This is a genomic window from Pseudomonas sp. Pme6b, assembly GCF_058129925.1.
The window spans coordinates 1,365,629-1,384,214 of the sequence record NZ_CM176704.1 but is presented as its reverse complement, the minus strand read 5'-3'; the positions used below and the strand labels follow the sequence as shown (position 1 = coordinate 1,384,214).

The following is an 18,586-nucleotide window of genomic DNA, read 5'->3' as shown; positions in this document are numbered from 1 at the left end:
CTGCGGGATACAAGCAGCGGAATCGGCGAATCGATTCCGGCTCAGGTGTGCAGGTGCGTTCAGGTACAGGTTTTGCTCATTTCCCACGCATCATTCTCGATAAAACGGCATACCTGCCGGAAACCCGAAGGGCACTTGTCATCATATTTCAAACGATCAGCACCCTCAGAGCAGCACCACGTCGTATTGTTCCTGCGAGTACATGGTTTCTACCTGAAAACGGATGGTCCGGCCAATGAAGCTCTCCAGTTCAGCCACGTTGCCCGACTCCTCGTCGAGCAAGCGATCGACCACGCGCTGATTGGCCAGAACCCGATAACCCACCGCCTGATAGGCTCGGGCTTCTCGCAGGATCTCGCGAAAGATTTCATAGCAAATGGTCTCGGGGGTTTTCAGCTTGCCCCGACCCGCGCAGCAATGGCAGGGCTCGCAGAGCACTTGCTCAAGACTTTCACGGGTGCGCTTGCGGGTCATCTGCACCAGGCCAAGCTCGGTGATACCGATGATATTGGTCTTGGCGTGATCGCGTTCCAGCTGTTTCTCCAGCGTGCGTAACACCTGACGCTGATGCTCACCGTCTTCCATGTCGATGAAATCGATAATGATGATGCCGCCCAGATTGCGCAGGCGCAGCTGCCGGGCAATGGCTGTAGCGGCTTCCAGGTTGGTTTTGAAGATGGTTTCTTCAAGGTTGCGATGCCCCACAAACGCGCCGGTATTGACGTCGATGGTGCTCATCGCCTCGGCCGGATCGACCACCAGATAACCACCGGACTTGAGCGGCACCTTGCGTTCGAGAGCTTTCTGGATTTCATCCTCGACCCCATAGAGGTCGAAGATCGGCCGTTCGCCCGGATAATGCTCCAGCCTGTCGGCAATCTCCGGCATCAATTCGGCCACGAACTGGGTGGTCTTCTGAAAGGTTTCCCGCGAGTCGATGCGGATTTTTTCGATACGCGGGCTGACCAGGTCACGCAAGGTACGCAGGGCCAGGCCCAGGTCCTCGTAAATCACCGTGGGCGGGCTGACGGTCTTGATCTGCTCGCCGAGCTGATCCCAGAGCCTGCGCAGATAGCGGATATCCATGAGGATTTCATCAGCACCGGCACCCTCGGCCGCGGTACGCAGAATAAAGCCTCCGGCCTCTTTGATACCTTCCAGGGCGACACAATCGCTGACAACTTTTTTCAGTCGTTCACGCTCTGCCTCGTCCTCGATTTTCAGGGAAATGCCTACATGCGCAGTGCGCGGCATGTACACCAGATACCGTGACGGAATGGAGAGCTGGGTAGTCAGCCGCGCGCCTTTGCTGCCGATGGGGTCCTTGGTGACTTGCACCACAAGGCTCTGGCCGTCATGCACCAGCGACGCAATGCTCTCGACGGCAGGCCCTTCACGCATGGATATTTCCGAGGCATGAATGAATGCAGCGCGGTCCAGACCGATATCGATGAACGCCGCCTGCATGCCGGGAAGCACCCGCACTACCTTGCCTTTGTAGATATTGCCGACGATGCCGCGGCGCTGGGTACGCTCGACGTGCACCTCTTGCAGAACACCGTTTTCTACCACTGCCACCCGTGATTCCATCGGGGTGATGTTGATCAGGATCTCTTCACTCATGACTCGTCACCTTCCAGGCATTGCCAGCAGGGTATGCCGAAATGGCCAAGCAGTTCTGCGGTTTCACACAGAGGCAGACCAACCACCCCAGAATAGCTGCCTTGCAGGCCCTCGACGAAAATCGCCGCCAGCCCTTGAATGGCATAGCCTCCGGCCTTGTCGGCAGGCTCGCCACTGGCCCAGTAGGCTTGGGCCTCGTGGGGTTGAATCGGGCGAAAGCGCACGCGACTGGTCACAATACGGGTTTCACTGCGATGCCGATCACTCAGCGCGACGGCGGTCATCACTTCGTGCTCGCGCCCGGACAGGGCCGTCAGCATGGCCAGAGCATCCGCCTCATCGGCCGGCTTGCCGAGAATGCGCCCATCAAGCACCACCGCCGTGTCAGCGCCCATCACGCAGGCCTGTTGTTCGGCCGCCAGCACAGACAGCCCGGCCTGGGCCTTGCCGAGCGCAAGACGCTCGACATAGGCAGCCGGGGTTTCGTGGTCGAAGGGAGTTTCGTCAATCTGAGCGTTCAGTACGGTAAAGGACACACCGATCTGAGTCAGAAGTTCGCGGCGGCGCGGCGAGCCAGAAGCCAGATAAAGCGAGGGCATAAGGACATCTCCGTGTCTGTTCGGGTGAGCGCCAGGGACGCAGCGGGGCGTCGCGCTCACCTTGCGCTTAATTGATTTTCAAACGTTTGCGCAATCCACGCAGGCCATAGCTGATCCAGGGCCACAACAGGGCACTGACCAGCGCGGGTAGAACCAGCGCCAGCGTAGGCTGACGGTTGCCGGTCAATGCACTCAGCCAGAGCTGCGCAAGCTGCGCCAGACCGAATACGACCAACAGCACCAGACATTGCTGCCACATGGGGAACATACGCATACGCTGCTGCAGGGACATCACCAGAAACGTGATCAGGCTGAGGATCAGCGCATTCTGGCCAAGCAATGTGCCATACAGCACATCTTCCATCAGCCCCAGTATCCACGCAGTGGTCATACCATATTTGTGCGGCAGCGCCAGAACCCAGAAGGTCAGCAACAGGGCCAGCCACAAGGGCCGGAAGATTTCCATGAATTGCGGCAGCGGCGAAACGCTCAGCAACAGACCGATCGCAAACGTCAGCCAGACCACCCAGCCATTGCGCCCGGAAACATGACTAACCATCGATAGGCTCCCGAGCAGTGGAAGGTCTTGAAGCAGGCGGCTGTGAAGCAGCAGGCCGGGCGGCAGGCCTTGCCGGTGTCACAGGCGCTGCAGCCGGCGCAGGCGTTGTCGATTGCGCAGCAGGCTTGTGCGTTGCAGTGCTGCCCGGGAATACCGGAACAGTTGCTTGCGGCCACATCGGGAAAGCAGGTGTCGGCGGCGGCAGGGTCGCCATCACTGAAGGCTCGATACCCTTGTCGATGGATTCCTGCGCTTGCGCCGCGTCGGCAGCCCGCTCTTCCGGCGAACGACCGTCCGAGAACACCAGCAGCAGATAACGGCTGCGATTCAATGCGGCGGTTGGCACGGCACGCACGATTGCGAACGGCTGGCCGGAGTCGTGAATCACTTCCTTGACCGTAGCCACCGGGTAGCCAGCCGGGAAGCGCTGCCCCAGGCCGGAACTGACCAGCAGATCACCCTCTTTGATGTCGGCAGTATCTGCCACATGCCGAAGCTCAAGCCGTTCAGGGTTGCCGGTGCCGCTGGCGATAGCACGCAGGCCGTTGCGATTCACCTGCACCGGAATGCTGTGGGTCGTATCAGTCAGCAGCAGGACCCGCGAGGTGTACGGCATCAGCTCGACAACCTGGCCCATCAGGCCACGCGCATCGAGCACCGGCTGGCCCAGCACAACGCCGTCGCGCTCGCCCTTGTTGATGATGATGCGATGGGTGAAGGGGTTCGGGTCCATGCCGATCAACTCGGCGACCTCGACCTTTTCGTTGACCAGCGCAGAAGAGTTCAGCAACTCACGCAAACGAACGTTCTGCTCGGTCAGTGCCGCCAGCTTTTGCAAGCGACCTTGCAGGAGCAACGCTTCGGTCTTGAGTTTTTCGTTTTCGGCGATCAGCTCTGTGCGGCTGCCGAACTGACTGGCAACGCCTTGATACAAACGTTGTGGCAGATCAACGATCCAGTAGGACTGCATGAGCACCATCGACATCTGGCTGCGCACGGGCTTGAGGATCGTAAAGCGGGCGTCGACAACCATCAACGCAACCGACAGAACGGCCAGCACCAGCAGACGTACGCCCAGCGAAGGGCCTTTTGCGAAAAGCGGTTTAATAGGCCGCTCCTCCGGGGCATGCGATCGTTGGATCGAACTTCGATTGGCAATTATTCATGCGGTATGTAACCGGCCTGGACAAATGAAAGAGATAGGCACCCTGTTTCGGTGTCAGCACGATGCATACAGGTAGCACATACGCCACCTGCATACAAAAGACTCCGTGAAAGGCACTCCGGCGAATTACTCGCTGGAGAGCAGATCCATGGTGTGCTTATCCATCATTTCCAGCGCACGGCCACCGCCGCGGGCTACGCAGGTCAGCGGGTCTTCGGCAACGATCACCGGCAGACCTGTTTCCTGAGCCAGCAATTTGTCCAGATCACGCAGCAATGCACCGCCACCGGTCAGGACCAGACCACGCTCGGCGATGTCCGAGGCCAGTTCCGGAGGCGACTGCTCCAGAGCGCTCTTGACCGCCTGAACGATGGTCGCCAATGACTCTTGAAGCGCTTCAAGCACTTCGTTGGAGTTCAGGGTGAACGCACGTGGCACGCCTTCAGCCAGGTTGCGGCCGCGGACGTCGACTTCACGCACTTCACCGCCCGGGTAGGCCGTACCGATTTCCTGCTTGATGCGCTCGGCGGTGGATTCGCCGATCAGGCTGCCGTAGTTACGACGCACATAGGTGATGATCGCTTCATCGAAACGGTCGCCGCCTACACGTACGGATTCGGCATACACCACACCGTTCAGGGAAATCAGCGCGATCTCGGTGGTGCCGCCGCCGATGTCGACAACCATCGAACCGCGAGCTTCTTCCACCGGCAGACCGGCACCGATTGCAGCGGCCATTGGCTCTTCGATTAGGAATACTTCGCGTGCACCTGCACCCAGGGCAGATTCGCGAATGGCACGACGCTCAACCTGGGTGGATTTGCACGGAACGCAGATCAGCACACGAGGACTGGGCTGCAGAAAGCTGTTTTCGTGGACCTTGTTGATGAAGTACTGCAACATTTTTTCGCAGACGCTGAAGTCGGCGATAACGCCGTCTTTCATTGGACGAATGGCTGCGATGTTGCCTGGAGTACGGCCCAGCATGCGCTTGGCTTCGGTACCGACGGCCACGACACTCTTCTGGTTGCCGTGAGTACGAATTGCAACGACAGAGGGTTCATTCAGAACGATACCGCGCTCACGCACGTAGATAAGGGTGTTGGCAGTGCCCAGGTCGATGGATAGATCACTGGAAAACATGCCACGCAGTTTCTTGAACATGGGAAAGGGACCCTAGGGAACGCGTGGTAAAAAAAGTGCGGCAAACTCTAACAACGACAGGGATTTTGGGCAAGGAGCCAATATGCTAAATTGGCGGTTTTCCGAACATGACCCTCGACGTTAGCGGCTTGAGACAGTAATAACGCGATAGTGTTCCGCAATTGGCAACAAAGCAAATCCATAAGCATTCCACTGGAGATACCCCATGGCGCTTGAACGCTCCGACGTGGAAAAGATCGCTCATCTGGCCCGACTGGGTCTCAATGACGCCGATATCCCGCGTACCACCGAAGCACTTAACAGCATTCTCGGACTGGTCGATCAGATGCAAGCGGTCGACACCACTGGCATCGAACCTCTGGCCCATCCGCTGGAAGCCACCCAGCGCCTGCGCGAAGACGCCGTCACCGAGCGAAATCGTCGTGACACTTACCAAGCCATCGCACCAGCGGTCCAAGACGGCCTCTATCTGGTTCCGAAAGTCATCGAGTAAGGGAAAGCGCCTGCATGCATCAAATGACTCTGGCCGAGATCGCTCGCGGACTCGCCGAAAAAAAGTTTTCTTCTGAAGAGCTGACCCGCGTTCTGCTGTCGCGTATCGCGACGCTCGACCCGCAGCTCAACAGCTTCATCAGCCTCACCGAAGACCTGGCCATCACTCAGGCCCAGGCGGCAGACGCTCGGCGCGCCGCCGGTGAGAACGGCCCGCTGCTCGGCGCCCCGCTGGCGCACAAGGACCTGTTCTGCACCCAGGGCATTCGTACCAGTTGCGGCTCCCGGATGCTCGACAACTTCAAGGCGCCGTACGACGCCACGGTTGTGTCGAAACTGGCTTCGGCAGGCACGGTAACGCTGGGCAAGACCAACATGGACGAATTCGCCATGGGTTCGGCCAACGAATCCAGCCATTACGGCGCGGTGAAAAACCCGTGGAATCTGCAATGCGTGCCCGGTGGCTCTTCCGGTGGTTCGGCAGCGGCGGTTGCTGCACGCCTGCTGCCTGCCGCAACCGGCACCGACACCGGCGGCTCGATTCGCCAGCCTGCGGCACTGACCAACCTCACCGGCCTCAAGCCTACCTACGGCCGTGTTTCGCGCTGGGGCATGATCGCCTACGCTTCAAGCCTCGATCAGGCAGGGCCAATGGCGCGCACCGCCGAAGATTGCGCACTGCTGCTGCAAGGCATGGCCGGCTTCGACCCGCAGGACTCGACCAGCATCGACGAGCCGGTTCCGGACTACTCCGCCAGCCTCAATACCTCGCTCAAGGGGCTGCGTATTGGCGTACCGAAAGAGTATTTCAGCGCAGGCCTGGACCCGCGTATCGCGCAATTGGTGCATGAAAGCGTCAAGGAGCTGGAAAAACTCGGTGCGGTCGTCAAGGAAGTCAGCCTGCCAAACCTGCAACACGCAATCCCGGCCTACTACGTCATCGCGCCGGCTGAGGCCTCGTCCAACCTGTCGCGCTTCGACGGCGTGCGTTTCGGCTACCGCTGCGAAGACCCGAAAGACCTGACCGACCTTTACAAGCGTTCCCGCGCTGAAGGCTTTGGCCCGGAAGTCCAGCGCCGCATCATGGTGGGCGCCTATGCGCTGTCGGCGGGCTACTACGACGCTTATTACCTGCAAGCGCAGAAGATCCGTCGCCTGATCAAGAACGATTTCATGAGTGCATTTGCCGAAGTCGACGTAATCCTCGGCCCGACCACGCCCAACCCGGCCTGGAAAATCGGCGCCAAGACCAACGATCCGATTGCCGAATACCTGGAAGACTTCTACACCATCACCGCCAACCTGGCGGGCCTGCCCGGCTTGTCCATGCCCGCAGGCTTTGTCGATGGCCTGCCGGTCGGCGTGCAGTTGCTCGCTCCGTATTTCCAGGAAGGCCGTCTCTTGAATGTGGCGCATCAGTATCAGCAAGTCACCGACTGGCACACTCGCGCACCTGAAGGCTTCTGAGGAGAAACACATGCAATGGGAAGTCGTCATCGGGCTGGAGATTCATACCCAGCTTTCGACCCAATCAAAGATTTTTTCCGGTAGCGCCACCACGTTCGGCTCCGAGCCCAACACCCAGGCCAGCCTCGTCGATCTGGGCATGCCCGGCGTTCTGCCGGTGCTGAACAAGGAAGCCGTGCGCATGGCCGTCAAGTTCGGCCTGGCGGTGGATGCCGAAATCGGCCAGCACAACGTGTTTGCCCGCAAGAACTACTTCTACCCCGACCTGCCCAAGGGCTACCAGATCAGCCAGATGGAGCTGCCGATTGTCGGCAAGGGCCACCTGGACATCACTCTGGAAGACGGCACAGTCAAGCGCATCGGCATCACCCGCGCGCACCTTGAGGAAGATGCAGGCAAAAGCCTGCACGAAGACTTCCAGGGCATGACCGGTATCGACCTGAACCGTGCCGGCACGCCGCTGCTGGAAATCGTTTCCGAGCCGGACATGCGCAGTGCCAAGGAAGCCGTGGCCTATGTAAAAGCCATTCATGCGATTGTCCGTTATCTGGGCATCTGTGACGGCAATATGGCCGAAGGCTCGTTGCGTTGCGACTGCAACGTGTCGATTCGCCCGAAGGGCCAGGTCGAGTTCGGCACACGTTGCGAGATCAAGAACGTCAACTCGTTCCGCTTCATCGAGAAGGCGATCAACAGCGAGATCCAGCGCCAGATCGATCTGATCGAAGACGGTGGCAAGGTTATCCAGCAGACCCGCCTGTACGATCCGAACACCAACGAAACCCGCGCCATGCGCAGCAAGGAGGAAGCCAACGACTACCGTTACTTCCCCGACCCGGACCTGTTGCCGGTGATCATCGAGGATTCGTTCCTCGAAGAAACCCGCGCCACATTGCCGGAACTGCCGCCGCAGAAGCGCGAACGTTTCCAGAGCCAGTTCGGCCTGTCGACCTACGATGCCAGTGTGCTGGCCTCCAGCCGCGAGCAGGCCGACTACTTCGAGCAGGTGGTCAGCATCAGCGGTGACGCCAAGCTGGCCGCCAACTGGGTCATGGTCGAACTGGGCAGCCTGCTGAACAAACAGGGCCTGGAAATCGAACAGTCGCCGGTCAGTGCCGAGCAACTGGGCGGCATGCTCAAGCGCATCACCGACAACACCATTTCCGGCAAGATCGCGAAAATGGTTTTCGAGGCGATGGCCAATGGCGAAGGCAGTGCCGATGAAGTCATCGACAAGCGCGGCCTGAAGCAGGTAACCGACAGCGGTGCCATCGAATCGATGCTCGACGAGATGCTGGCTGCCAATGCGGAGCAGGTCGAACAATATCGCGCCGCCGATGAAGCCAAGCGCGGCAAGATGTTCGGTTTCTTCGTCGGTCAGGCAATGAAAGCCTCCAAAGGCAAGGCCAACCCGCAGCAGGTCAACGAGTTGCTGAAGGCCAAGCTGGAGGGCTGATACCGAGCACGCGGTGCAACACCAAGTTGTGACGCGGAGCGTCACGAAATGCATGCCAACGCGGAGCATTGGCACGATAGGTGTTCTCGCGCGCACCTATCGTTCCTCACGCTCCGCGTGGGAATGCAGTTCTGGACGCTCTGCGTCCGCTGTTGCGTGCGCGCTGCGACACCGAGTTGCGACGCGGAGCGTCAGGAAATGCATGCCAGCATGGAGGATTGGCATGAGAGTCAACCACACCTACTCCGACACTCAGGAACCCAACCCATGCGCCGCCTTATTTTTGCCTGCAGCCTGCTGACGTTACTGGCAGGCTGCGCCAATCACATCATCGACCCTCACGGTTATGACGAGACCGGCACAGCCGCTTATTACGGTGCCCGCCATCATGGCAATCGCACAGCCAGTGGCGAACCCTTCAATCAGAACGCGCTGACTGCCGCACACAGGCAGTTGCCATTCGGCACGCGCGTCAAGGTCACTAACCTGGACAACGACAGGTCAGTGGTCGTACGCATCAATGATCGCGGCCCTCACACGCGTGGTCGATTGATCGATGTCTCTCGCGAAGCAGCCGAACAACTGGGTATGCTACGTAGCGGCACCGCGCCAGTGCGTGTTCAGGCCCTTGATTAGCCTTAATCCCGTTCAACACTAACAAGGACATTCGTATTCTCCAGCTATCGGCCCTGCCCGCCCCCGCGCTCATTCAAATGTTCAGCGGCCTGCTATTGCTGCTGATAGGGGCAGAACTTTCAGTGCGTGCGGCAGTGCATCTGGCGGCGATTTTCAAGGTCAGGCCATTGCTCATTGGCCTGACCGTGGTGGCGATGGGCACCAGCGCGCCGCAAATGGCGGTAAGCCTGCAAGCTGCGTTTGCCGATAACACCGACATCGCCGTAGGCAGCGTCATCGGTGGCAACATCTTCAATGTCCTGGTGATTCTTGGCCTATGCGCGCTGATCATCCCGTTACGCGTTGCCCGCCAGGTGCTGCACATCGATATTCCGCTGATGATCGGTGCCTGCCTGCTGGCCATCGGCCTGTCATGGAACGGCGAATTCAGCAAATTTGACGGTGCACTGCTGCTTGCAGGTTTGCTGGTCTGCCTGATTGTCATCATCCGCCAGGGCGGTCACACGCCGCGCCACGGCCATGCCGAAACAACAGAGAAACCACGCACCTTCACGCGCATCCTCATGCTTGCCGCAGGCTTGCTGCTGCTGACCGCTGGCGGGCACTTGCTGGTTGACGCGTCGGTCGTGATCGCCATCCATCTGGGGCTTTCCGAGCGCATCGTCGGCCTGACCATCATCGCCATCGGCACCTCACTGCCGGCCCTGATGACCTCGCTGATCGCGGCGTTTCGTGGCGAACGGGATATTGCAGTGGGGAATGTGATCGGCAGCAATCTGTTCAACCTGCTGGGGGTATTGGGAGTGACTGCACTGTTCGCCCCGGTGCCGCTGACGATCTCGCCGAATGCAATGGTGTTCGACCTGCCGATCATGCTCGGTGTTTCGCTGCTTTGTGTGCCGCTGTTCTATTCCGGCTACCGGATAGACCGCATGGAAGGGGTGTTTCTGCTGTCGCTGTACCTAACGTACGGGCTGCATATTCTGGCGATCAGCACTGGAATGGCACTGGCCGAAAGGCTCGAGACAAAAATGCTTACTCTGGTTCTGCCTGTGCTCGGCGTTGTTGTTGCCTGGGGCACGATCCGCGCCTGGCGACGCCAGCACTGACCTCAATCCGCATCGATACAAGGGGAATGCCATGACAGACAAGACAATCAGCGAAGGCGAGCAGATCCGTCGTCAGGTAATGGGCGATGTCTACGTCGACCGTGCGCTGGGTAACGCAACCGAGTTCAGCCAGCCGCTGCAGGACTTCGTCAACGAGCACGCCTGGGGCAGCGTCTGGAGTCGTGAGGGTTTGCCGCTGAAAACCCGCAGCCTGATCACCCTGGCCACCCTCACCGCCCTGAAATGCCCGCAAGAGCTAAAGGGCCATGTTCGTGGAGCACTGAACAACGGTTGCACGGTGGAGGAAATTCGCGAGGCGCTGCTGCACTGCGCGGTCTATGCCGGCGTGCCAGCAGCCATCGACGCGTTCCGTGCAGCACAGGAAGTCATCGACAGCTACGTCAAGCCGGACTAGATCCAGCCGCCCCATTGCAGAATGAAAATTCCCACGTTGGTGGTGACCGCTGCGGCCAGTGTGGTGATGACGATGATCGCGGCGGCCAGTTCGTAGTTGCCGTTGGCGGTGCGCGCCATGATGTAGCTGGCAGCGGCCGTCGGGCTCGCGAAGTAAAGGAACAGAATGCCCAGTTCCGCGCCGCGAAAACCGACCAGCCAGGCGGCCAGCGTGCAGAGCAGCGGCAGCGTGATCATTTTCATGACGCTGGCACTGATCGCCAGACTGCCACTTTTACGCAGCGAGGCCAGCGACAGCGTGCCGCCGATGCAGATCAGCGCCAGCGGCAGGGTCATTTGCGCCAGATAACTGCCGGACGTCTCCAGCCACCTGGGCAGGCCTATGCTGAAGTAAGCGAAAGGCGATGCGATGATGACGCTGATGATCAGCGGGTTGGCCAGCACACTTTTGAACACGCTCCAGGGGTCGGACTTGATCACCGGGCTGTAAACCGCCAGCACAATTGTCGACAACGTGTTGTAGAAGACGATGACCAGCGCGGCCAGAATCGCCCCCAACGAAATGCCATAAGGGCCGTACATGCTCGCCGCCAGCGCCAGGCCGATTACCCCGTTGTTGCCACGGAACGCGCCCTGAACGTAAACGCCACGCTCTTCTTGCGGGCAGCGCCAGATCGCCCAGCCCCAGGCGAATGCGAAACTCAGTAGCGTCGCGACACTGAAAAAGATGAGCAGTCCGGGTTGCAGAGCCGCGCGCAAATCAGCGTGAATGATGCCCAGAAACAGCAGCGCAGGCATCGTGACGTTGAACACCAGCCCGGAAGCCGCGACGATAAACCCGTCGTTGATAGCACCGATGCGTTTGAGCAATACGCCCAGAAACAGCATGGCAAACACCGGGGCGGTGATGTTCAGGGTTTGGAGAAAAATAGCCAGCATGCAACACACCCGGTCCCGTCGTTAGGTAGCTCATGATAGGCCACACATGACAAGCATGTTGCAAGGAATTTCCGAAAGGGTTACCTGAACAACCCCGATTCTCTGTCAGACAATGCGGCTAATCTCCACGGTCGGCTGCAATTTGCGCTCGAACACTGAAACGCCATCAAGATCGCGCAGGGCAACAGACATCTCGCCGGTCTGCCCGTCGATATTCACTTCGCCAAAGAACTGATAACCCGCAAAAGGCGAGGTGTTCTGTGCAGGGGGCGCCTTCTGGAACACCAGTTCCGGACCGAACGTCTTGTCCAGTACATTGGGACCGAAGCTGCCCGCATTCAGCGGCCCGGCGACGAATTCCCAGAACGGGTCGAAGTCCTGAAACACGGCACGATCCGGCTGGTAATGATGCGCGGCGCAATAATGGACATCGGCCGTCAGCCAGACACAGTCGCGAATCTTCTGCGCGCGCAGGTACGCCAGCAATTCGGCAACCTCCAGCTCGCGGCCAAGCGCCGGTCCGTCATTGCCGTTGGCGATGGCTTCCCAGCGCGCCACACCGGGGCTCACCTCGCCATCCGGTACGCCAAGGCCGATGGGCATGTCAGCAGCAATGACCTTCCATTGCGCGCGCGACGCATTGAGTTCGCGCTTGAGCCAGTCAAGTTGCTCACGACCAAGAAATGCGGTGGTCGGACCCGGTTTTTCGGCCAGATTGGCATCATTGCCGTCGCGGTAGCTGCGCATATCGAGGACAAAAACGTCGAGCATCGGACCGTAGGGAATCTTGCGATAAATGCGTCCGCCATTTTCGGCTTGCTGCAAGCGCAGCGGCGCGTACTCCAGATAAGCCTGGCGGGCACGCGAGGACAGCAGCTGGATATCCTTGACCTTGTAACGCTCATCAAGCTGCTTGCTGGGCGACCAGTTGTTGGTGACTTCGTGGTCATCCCATTGCCAGATCTGCGGCACTTCTGCGTTGAAGCGGCGCAGATTTTCATCCATCAGGTTATAGCGGTAATTGCCTCGGTACTCGTCGAGGGTCTCCGCCACCTTGCTTTTCGCTTCGGTGGTCAGGTTGCGCCAGATCCGCCCGCCTTCCGTGGTGATCTGCTCGGGCACTGGCCCGTCGGCGTAAATGGTGTCACCGCTGTGGATAAAAAAGTCCGGCAAGCGCAAGCGCATCGCCTCATAGATACGCATGCCACCAACGTCAGGGTTGATACCGAAGCCCTGCCCCACCGTGTCGCCACTCCAGACGAAGCGGATGTCACGACGCTGTTGGGGCGTGCTGCGCAGATGGCCGAACCAGGGCTCGCTGGCGACACCGCTCTGAGCATCCTCGAACGAGACGCGGTAGAAAATCGCCTGATCGACCGGCAGCCCGCTCAACTCGACCCGCGCGGTGAAGTCGGTACGCGGATCGGCGAGCGCCGAGACCACGCGCCGTGGCTGAGTAAACATACTGCGTGTGTCCCATTCGACCACCATCCGTGAAGGCCGGTCGCTGCGGCTCCAGACCATGGCCTTGTCGCCGAGCACATCTCCGGACTGCACACCATCGACCATTTTCGGGCGGTCCTGCACCGAAGCGATCACCGCAGGCGCAAGCCCCGGCAACAGCAAACCGGCCCCCACGGCCTGGATGACACGGCGACGCTTGAGATCGAACTGGCTCACGGTTATCCCCTCGCTGACAGGCAAAAAAGTACCGTAGCAGGGGAATGTTGGCGCTGTATGACAACACAGGGCCGGAATAACGCACCTGACGCCAAAAACCTTCAGCGCCCGCTAGCTGTTAAACTCCCGCGCCTTATTCCAGCCCGAGGCGCTTAGCATGTCTTCCTTGAATCAGGCGCTCAGCGTCGCCCTCGATAATCGTCAATCGTTGCTGGGCGAACTGCATCAGCAGGGCACGGACTGCTATCGGCTGTTTCACGGAAGTCAGGAAGGCGCCAGCGGGCTGACCATCGACCGCTACGGCCCGCAGTTGCTGGTACAAAGCTTCCACACCCGCCTGGATCGCGATGCATTGCTTGCGCTGCACGAGCAAGTCAACACACGACTGGGCCTGGAAACGCTGCTGGTCTATAACGATCGCTCGCAAGGCAACTCACGCGTGGATCGCCAGGATACGGTCTACAAGGCTGACGAAGCGGCGCTGGCCGACCATATCGGGCATGAGTGGGGGCTCAACTATCGGGTCCGTGGCCGACATGCAGGCCAGGACCCGTTGTTGTTTCTGGACCTGCGCAACACGCGTGGCTGGGTCAAACAGCACAGCGCCGACAAAAGCGTGCTGAACCTGTTCGCCTATACTTGCGGCGTCGGTCTCAGCGCTGCGGCCGGTGGCGCGAGCGAGGTGTGCAATCTGGACTTCGCCGAGGGTAATCTGGCCGTGGGTCGAGAGAATGGTGCGCTTAACCCGCAACTGCCACCCATGCAGTTCATCCAGTCGGATTATTTTCCGGCAATCCGCCAACTGGCGGGGCTGCCGATTGCAGCGCGGCGTAGCCAACAATTGCCCAGCTACATGAAGCTGCAACAGCGCCAGTATGATCTGGTCCTGCTTGACCCACCTGCCTGGGCCAAAAGTGCGTTCGGCACCGTTGACCTGTTGCGCGACTATCAAAGCCTGCTCAAGCCGGCGCTGTTGACGACGGCAGACGGCGGCGTGCTGATCTGCTGCAACAACCTTGCGAAGGTCAGCATGCAGGACTGGCGTGAGCAGGTATTACGCTGTGCCACCAAGGCTGGACGCCCGGTACGCGACTGCCAGGAGATGCTTCCTGCCAAGGACTTCCCGTCTCTGGATAATCAGCCACCCCTGAAAACGCTGATCCTGCAACTCTGATCCGGCGGCTGGTATCGCAAAGCACTATCGGAAAGTTCCTACGAGCGGCGACGGCAGTGCCTTGGGAACCGAACAGGCATGCCATACTCCAAGGGCTTCCAAAAGAGAGAGACGCCGCTGCCCATGTCCAGAGGATTGAAACGCACACTTGGCTCCTTGCTGACTGTGATCGTGCTCTACAGCTTGCTGGGGTTCTTCATTCTTCCCGGTGTCGCTCTGCGGATCGCCAATCAGCAATTGGCCAATTACGCCACCGTGCCGGCGAAGCTTGAACGCCTGGAATTCAATCCCTACACGCTGGAGCTGACGCTCTGGGGCCTGAACATCGGCACACCGGGCAAGGAACAGGTCGCGTTTGAAAAGCTTTATGCCAACCTGCAAATCGACAGCCTGTGGACACGGGCCCTGCACCTGCAACGCATCGAGCTGATCAAACCCAAGACCGAGCTGTTGTTCGACAAGCAAGGCAAGCTCAATCTGGCGCAACTGTTCAAGCTGCCAGCCAGCGAACCTGCCAAGGACGAACCACCCGGCAAGCCGTTCCCGCTGCGTATCGACGAAATAAAACTGGCCGATGGCTATGTTCACTTTCAGGATATGCGCCCAAGCCAGCCCATCGAATTTCTCTACGACACACTCAATTTCGAACTCAAGAACCTCAGCACATTACCCGAAGACAATGCCGACATGACGCTGGTCGCGGCAGGTCCGGATGGCGGGCAGATCGACTGGGTCGGGCGTATCAGCCTGATACCGATCACCTCGGAAGGGACGCTGAAAGTCACCGACAGCAAGATGAAGCTGTGGTGGCCTTACGTGCGTGATGCGTTGCCGCTGGCGCTTGAGGACGGCGTGCTGAATTTCAGCACGGCATACACACTCAATCTGGCCAAGGAAACCGAGCTGAAGTTGACCAATGTGTCGGCCAGTGTCGCGCCCTTCGCGTTGAACACGCCAGACGGTCGCCCTCTGGTACGCCTGCAACGCCTGGACGTGAGCGAAACATCAGTCGATCTGGCAAAGCAGCTGGTGACCGTAGGCAAGATCCGCAGCCAGAAACTGGAAACCTGGGCAGCGCGCGAAGCCGACGGGCAACTGGACTGGCAAAAGCTGTTTGCCAGCCAGCTGGGCAAGCCAGCGGCACCGCAAACACCGGCCGTGGACGACAAGGCGGCTGAACCGGCACCCACGACCGACGCCTCTGCCAAAGCCAGCGCCAAGCCCGCCACGCAAAGCACACCATGGCAGGTGCTGCTGCGAGATGTGCAGTTGCGCAATTACATGGTCCATCTGGCAGATCGCGTACCTCAAGAGCCTGTTGCTCTGGATGTTGGCCCGCTGAATCTGGACATCCAGAATTTCGACAGCCTTAACAAATCCCCCTTCACGCTCAAGCTTGATACCGGGCTGGGCAAACAGGGCAACCTCACTGCAGCCGGCGATGTGAACCTCAACCCGGTCAGTGCACAACTTAACGTAACTACCCGCGACATCGACCTGCGCCTCGCCCAAGCCTACATCAGCCCGTTCATTCGTCTGGAAATGCGCAGCGGCATGCTGGGCAGCGATCTGGCGGTCAACCTGAAAAGCACCGAACCGCTGGCGTTCAGCGTTACCGGCAAAGCACAGGTCAATCAGCTTCACACACTCGACACGCTCAAACAGCGCGACTTCCTGAAGTGGCAGCAACTGCAACTCGAAGGGCTGGACTACCAGCACGGCACGGGCCTTTCGATTGCCAAAGTCAACATGGATCAGCCTTACGCACGCTTCATGATAAATGAAGACCGGACCACCAATGTCGACGATCTGCTGATTCCGCAGCCTGATGACAAGACCGCATCGCAGCCAAAAACAGCCAGAACACAGCCCAAGGCCAAGGCAGATAACCCTCTGGCGATTTACGTCGGCGAAGTGAATATCATGGATGGCTCGGCAAACTTTGCCGACATGACCCTGACCCCCAACTTTGCCACCGCCGTGCAGCAGCTCAATGGTCGTATCGGCACCATCGACAACCGCAAGGCGACACCGGCACCCGTGGACATCCAGGGCAAGGTCGATCGCTACGCGCCTGTGACCATCAAAGGCAGCCTCAACCCTTTCGACCCGATGGCCAGCCTGGATATCACCACCAGCTTCAAGCGTGTCGAGCTGACCAATCTGACCCCTTATTCCGGCAAGTTCGCCGGTTTCAGAATCCGCAAGGGCAGGCTCAATCTCGATCTGCACTACTTGATCACCAAAGGTCAGCTCAAGGCGCAGAACAAGGTGCTGGTTGAACAGTTGCAACTGGGTGAGCGTGTCGACAGCCCGGATGCGCTGGACCTGCCTATCCGTCTGGCGGTCGCGCTGCTCAAGGATACGCAGGGACGAATTTCCCTGGAGCTGCCGATCGAGGGCGATCTGAACAACCCGCAGTTCAGCGTGATGCCAATTGTCTGGCAAACCCTGCGCAATCTTGTGCTGCGTGCTGCGCAGGCTCCGTTCAAGATGCTCGGCGGGCTGGTCGCCGGTGGAAGCTCCGAGGATCTCGGCAGCGTGAGTTTCGCGCCGGGCTCCAGTGATTTGTCGGCCGAGGCGCAAAGCGCCCTGGACAAGCTCTCGGTGGCGCTCAAGGAGCGCCCGGACCTGAAGCTGGAGATCGAAGGCACCAGCGCTGCAAGCAGTGACGGTCCTCTGATTGCCCAACAGCGGCTGGAGCGGGAATACCAGTACACCTATTACAAGATCCTCCAGCGACGCGGCGACAAGGTTCCAGCCAGAGCCGGTTTGATACAGGTCCCTGAGGATGAAAAAGCTCCTATGCTTGAAGGTATCTACCGCACACGCCTGAAACAGCAACCGCCTGCCGAATGGGCAAACCTGGGCAAGGAACAACGTGCAAACCAGATGCGTGCCGCCGTGCTCAAGTTCTGGAGCAGCAATGAGGTATTGCTGCGTGAGCTGGGCCAGGGCAGAGCCAGCAGCATCAAGGACTACCTGGTAGACAAGGGCAAGCTGGAAGACGCTCGTGTGTACTTCGTCGATGCCCGCCTGGGTCAGGCCCAGCCAGATGGTAAAGTCATCAGCCCCCTCCACCTCGACAGTGAATGAAGCCTTGGCACGTACCCGAATCAAACTGCTGATCAACCTGACCCTTGCCGCTATGGCCGGGTCAGTTACTGCCTCTTCATATGCCACGTCAACGCTGCGCTGCGGCAACCAGCTGGTCAGCACGGGGGACCGGGCATTCGAAGTGCAGCAGAAATGCGGAGAGTCCGTAAGCCAGGAAGTGCTGGGCACTCAGGAGACCTTCAATAGTAACTACCGAAGGTCCGAAGCCGTGAGAATCGAGGAATGGATCTACGGACCTGATAAATGGATCTACGGACCTGATAACGGCATGTATCAGTACCTGCGCTTCGAAGGGGGTCGCCTGGTGAGGATTGAAAGCAAGCGTCGCACCTGACTCTCCCAAGCGTCTGTTTGTCACCGCCATAGAAAAGGCCCCGACTCTTCAGTCGGGGCCTTTAATGGCTACATCCTTGCAGCCTCGCATGAACTTTCCATCAATCAATGACTGCGGCTGTTCATGGGCAGTATTCGATTACTCGGCTTTCAGGCCAGCAGCCGATACGTCTTTAACACCTTTGATTTTCTTGGTGATAGCGACGGCGGTGTTTTTCTGAGCTTCGGTAACTTTTACCATGGAGGACAGGGAAACCACACCTTTGTTGGTCTCAACCTTGATGTCCGAACCTGGGATGCCTTTCTCGGTCAGCAGGTCAGCTTTGACCTTGGTGGTGATCCAAGTGTCAGAAGTATCTTCTTTGACTTCTTGAGTAGTGGTGTTGGCTGCCAGAACCATTGGCGCTTGGGCCGAGGTCTGTGCGAAAGCAGCGTTGGCCATGGTCAGAGTCAGGGCAGTAGCGGTAGCAGCGGCAATAGCGAACTTCTTCATACGATAACTCCTGTTTTTCTCGAAATCTGCACCAGCGTGTGGTGGCAGGGTTAACAGGTATATCGCAAGCGGTGTGCCAAAAACCAAATATACTAAAAATCCTTTAAAATCATATAGTTGAGTTTTTTCATTTTTAGCCGGGTCGTGCAGTTTGCCCGTTCCTCAC

General features: G+C 59.0%; 17 protein-coding genes. 9 read left to right on the top strand and 8 right to left on the bottom strand.

Going from position 1 to position 18,586, the window contains the following annotated elements:
• Positions 1-165: 165 nt before the first annotated feature.
• The 5 genes from rng to mreB all read right to left on the bottom strand — a co-directional run bounded on the left by rng (position 166) and on the right by mreB (position 5,110).
• Positions 166-1,623: a ribonuclease G gene (gene rng / locus AC4ANE_RS06255; RefSeq protein ID WP_002555104.1), complete on the bottom strand. Its 1,458-nt coding sequence runs from the start codon at positions 1,621-1,623 to the stop codon at positions 166-168.
• The gene (locus AC4ANE_RS06250) at positions 1,620-2,222 is read right to left on the bottom strand and encodes a Maf family protein (protein WP_002555105.1); all 603 of its coding nucleotides are present in this window, start codon (positions 2,220-2,222) and stop codon (positions 1,620-1,622) included. The genes rng and AC4ANE_RS06250 overlap by 4 nt, the downstream gene beginning before the upstream one ends.
• 67 nt (positions 2,223-2,289) lie before the next feature.
• Positions 2,290-2,781 carry a rod shape-determining protein MreD gene (gene mreD / locus AC4ANE_RS06245; RefSeq protein WP_002555106.1) on the bottom strand — a complete coding sequence of 164 codons (492 nt, stop codon included), beginning with the start codon at positions 2,779-2,781 and terminating at the stop codon, positions 2,290-2,292.
• A complete protein-coding gene (mreC, locus tag AC4ANE_RS06240; protein ID WP_002555107.1) occupies positions 2,774-3,841 on the bottom strand; it encodes a rod shape-determining protein MreC in 1,068 nt (355 codons plus the stop codon). Before mreC ends, mreD begins: the two co-directional genes overlap by 8 nt.
• A 231-nt stretch (positions 3,842-4,072) precedes the next feature.
• Entirely contained in the window at positions 4,073-5,110 is a 1,038-nt protein-coding gene (mreB, locus tag AC4ANE_RS06235) for a rod shape-determining protein MreB (RefSeq protein ID WP_002555108.1), read from the bottom strand.
• Between the two features lie 205 nt (positions 5,111-5,315).
• Between mreB and gatC the strand changes: the two genes are divergently transcribed.
• The 6 genes from gatC to AC4ANE_RS06205 all read left to right on the top strand — a co-directional run bounded on the left by gatC (position 5,316) and on the right by AC4ANE_RS06205 (position 10,685).
• On the top strand, positions 5,316-5,603 hold the full coding sequence (gene gatC / locus AC4ANE_RS06230; protein WP_002555109.1) for an Asp-tRNA(Asn)/Glu-tRNA(Gln) amidotransferase subunit GatC: 288 nt from the start codon (positions 5,316-5,318) through the stop codon (positions 5,601-5,603).
• Between the two features lie 14 nt (positions 5,604-5,617).
• Positions 5,618-7,069: an Asp-tRNA(Asn)/Glu-tRNA(Gln) amidotransferase subunit GatA gene (gene gatA / locus AC4ANE_RS06225; protein ID WP_004666201.1), complete on the top strand. Its 1,452-nt coding sequence runs from the start codon at positions 5,618-5,620 to the stop codon at positions 7,067-7,069.
• Positions 7,070-7,079: 10 nt separating this feature from the next.
• Positions 7,080-8,525 (top strand): Asp-tRNA(Asn)/Glu-tRNA(Gln) amidotransferase subunit GatB, encoded by a 1,446-nt coding sequence (gene gatB / locus AC4ANE_RS06220; RefSeq protein WP_002555110.1) that lies wholly within the window; start codon positions 7,080-7,082, stop codon positions 8,523-8,525.
• A 267-nt stretch (positions 8,526-8,792) separates the two neighbouring features.
• Positions 8,793-9,161, top strand: a complete 369-nt coding sequence (locus AC4ANE_RS06215; RefSeq protein ID WP_002555111.1) for a septal ring lytic transglycosylase RlpA family protein — start codon at positions 8,793-8,795, stop codon at positions 9,159-9,161.
• 77 nt (positions 9,162-9,238) lie between these two features.
• A complete protein-coding gene (locus AC4ANE_RS06210) occupies positions 9,239-10,270 on the top strand; it encodes a calcium/sodium antiporter (RefSeq protein WP_002555112.1) in 1,032 nt (343 codons plus the stop codon).
• Between the two features lie 31 nt (positions 10,271-10,301).
• A complete protein-coding gene (locus AC4ANE_RS06205) occupies positions 10,302-10,685 on the top strand; it encodes a carboxymuconolactone decarboxylase family protein (protein ID WP_005733046.1) in 384 nt (127 codons plus the stop codon).
• Here the strand turns inward: AC4ANE_RS06205 and AC4ANE_RS06200 are convergent.
• Together AC4ANE_RS06200 and AC4ANE_RS06195 are read right to left on the bottom strand one after the other, a co-directional pair.
• Positions 10,682-11,623: an AEC family transporter gene (locus tag AC4ANE_RS06200; RefSeq protein WP_002555114.1), complete on the bottom strand. Its 942-nt coding sequence runs from the start codon at positions 11,621-11,623 to the stop codon at positions 10,682-10,684. The two genes, AC4ANE_RS06205 and AC4ANE_RS06200, sit on opposite strands and share 4 nt — an antisense overlap.
• A 105-nt stretch (positions 11,624-11,728) precedes the next feature.
• Complete coding sequence (locus AC4ANE_RS06195; protein ID WP_002555115.1) at positions 11,729-13,303, bottom strand: alkaline phosphatase D family protein; 1,575 nt, start codon at positions 13,301-13,303, stop codon at positions 11,729-11,731.
• A 157-nt stretch (positions 13,304-13,460) separates the two neighbouring features.
• On the opposite strand from AC4ANE_RS06195, the gene AC4ANE_RS06190 reads away from it, so the two are divergent.
• The 3 genes from AC4ANE_RS06190 to AC4ANE_RS06180 all read left to right on the top strand — a co-directional run bounded on the left by AC4ANE_RS06190 (position 13,461) and on the right by AC4ANE_RS06180 (position 17,928).
• Positions 13,461-14,477: a class I SAM-dependent rRNA methyltransferase gene (locus tag AC4ANE_RS06190; RefSeq protein ID WP_002555116.1), complete on the top strand. Its 1,017-nt coding sequence runs from the start codon at positions 13,461-13,463 to the stop codon at positions 14,475-14,477.
• Between the two features lie 123 nt (positions 14,478-14,600).
• Complete coding sequence (locus AC4ANE_RS06185; protein ID WP_002555117.1) at positions 14,601-17,573, top strand: DUF748 domain-containing protein; 2,973 nt, start codon at positions 14,601-14,603, stop codon at positions 17,571-17,573.
• Positions 17,533-17,928 carry a DUF2845 domain-containing protein gene (locus AC4ANE_RS06180; RefSeq protein ID WP_044423936.1) on the top strand — a complete coding sequence of 132 codons (396 nt, stop codon included), beginning with the start codon at positions 17,533-17,535 and terminating at the stop codon, positions 17,926-17,928. Before AC4ANE_RS06185 ends, AC4ANE_RS06180 begins: the two co-directional genes overlap by 41 nt.
• Positions 17,929-18,066: 138 nt before the next feature.
• Here AC4ANE_RS06180 and AC4ANE_RS06175 read toward each other — a convergent pair whose 3' ends face one another.
• Positions 18,067-18,420, bottom strand: a complete 354-nt coding sequence (locus AC4ANE_RS06175) for a BON domain-containing protein (protein WP_002555119.1) — start codon at positions 18,418-18,420, stop codon at positions 18,067-18,069.
• Positions 18,421-18,586: the final 166 nt, after the last annotated feature.

Bases quoted from the DNA above. Each gene is read 5' to 3' on its own strand.
- rng (WP_002555104.1), bottom strand. From the start codon at position 1,623: ATGAGTGAAGAGATCCTGATCAACATCACCCCGATGGAATCACGGGTG.
- AC4ANE_RS06250 (WP_002555105.1), bottom strand. From the start codon at position 2,222: ATGCCCTCGCTTTATCTGGCTTCTGGCTCGCCGCGCCGCCGCGAACTT.
- mreD (WP_002555106.1), bottom strand. From the start codon at position 2,781: ATGGTTAGTCATGTTTCCGGGCGCAATGGCTGGGTGGTCTGGCTGACG.
- mreB (WP_002555108.1), bottom strand. From the start codon at position 5,110: ATGTTCAAGAAACTGCGTGGCATGTTTTCCAGTGATCTATCCATCGAC.
- gatC (WP_002555109.1), top strand. From the start codon at position 5,316: ATGGCGCTTGAACGCTCCGACGTGGAAAAGATCGCTCATCTGGCCCGA.
- gatA (WP_004666201.1), top strand. From the start codon at position 5,618: ATGCATCAAATGACTCTGGCCGAGATCGCTCGCGGACTCGCCGAAAAA.
- gatB (WP_002555110.1), top strand. From the start codon at position 7,080: ATGCAATGGGAAGTCGTCATCGGGCTGGAGATTCATACCCAGCTTTCG.
- AC4ANE_RS06215 (WP_002555111.1), top strand. From the start codon at position 8,793: ATGCGCCGCCTTATTTTTGCCTGCAGCCTGCTGACGTTACTGGCAGGC.
- AC4ANE_RS06210 (WP_002555112.1), top strand. From the start codon at position 9,239: ATGTTCAGCGGCCTGCTATTGCTGCTGATAGGGGCAGAACTTTCAGTG.
- AC4ANE_RS06205 (WP_005733046.1), top strand. From the start codon at position 10,302: ATGACAGACAAGACAATCAGCGAAGGCGAGCAGATCCGTCGTCAGGTA.
- AC4ANE_RS06200 (WP_002555114.1), bottom strand. From the start codon at position 11,623: ATGCTGGCTATTTTTCTCCAAACCCTGAACATCACCGCCCCGGTGTTT.
- AC4ANE_RS06190 (WP_002555116.1), top strand. From the start codon at position 13,461: ATGTCTTCCTTGAATCAGGCGCTCAGCGTCGCCCTCGATAATCGTCAA.
- AC4ANE_RS06185 (WP_002555117.1), top strand. From the start codon at position 14,601: ATGTCCAGAGGATTGAAACGCACACTTGGCTCCTTGCTGACTGTGATC.
- AC4ANE_RS06180 (WP_044423936.1), top strand. From the start codon at position 17,533: ATGGTAAAGTCATCAGCCCCCTCCACCTCGACAGTGAATGAAGCCTTG.
- AC4ANE_RS06175 (WP_002555119.1), bottom strand. From the start codon at position 18,420: ATGAAGAAGTTCGCTATTGCCGCTGCTACCGCTACTGCCCTGACTCTG.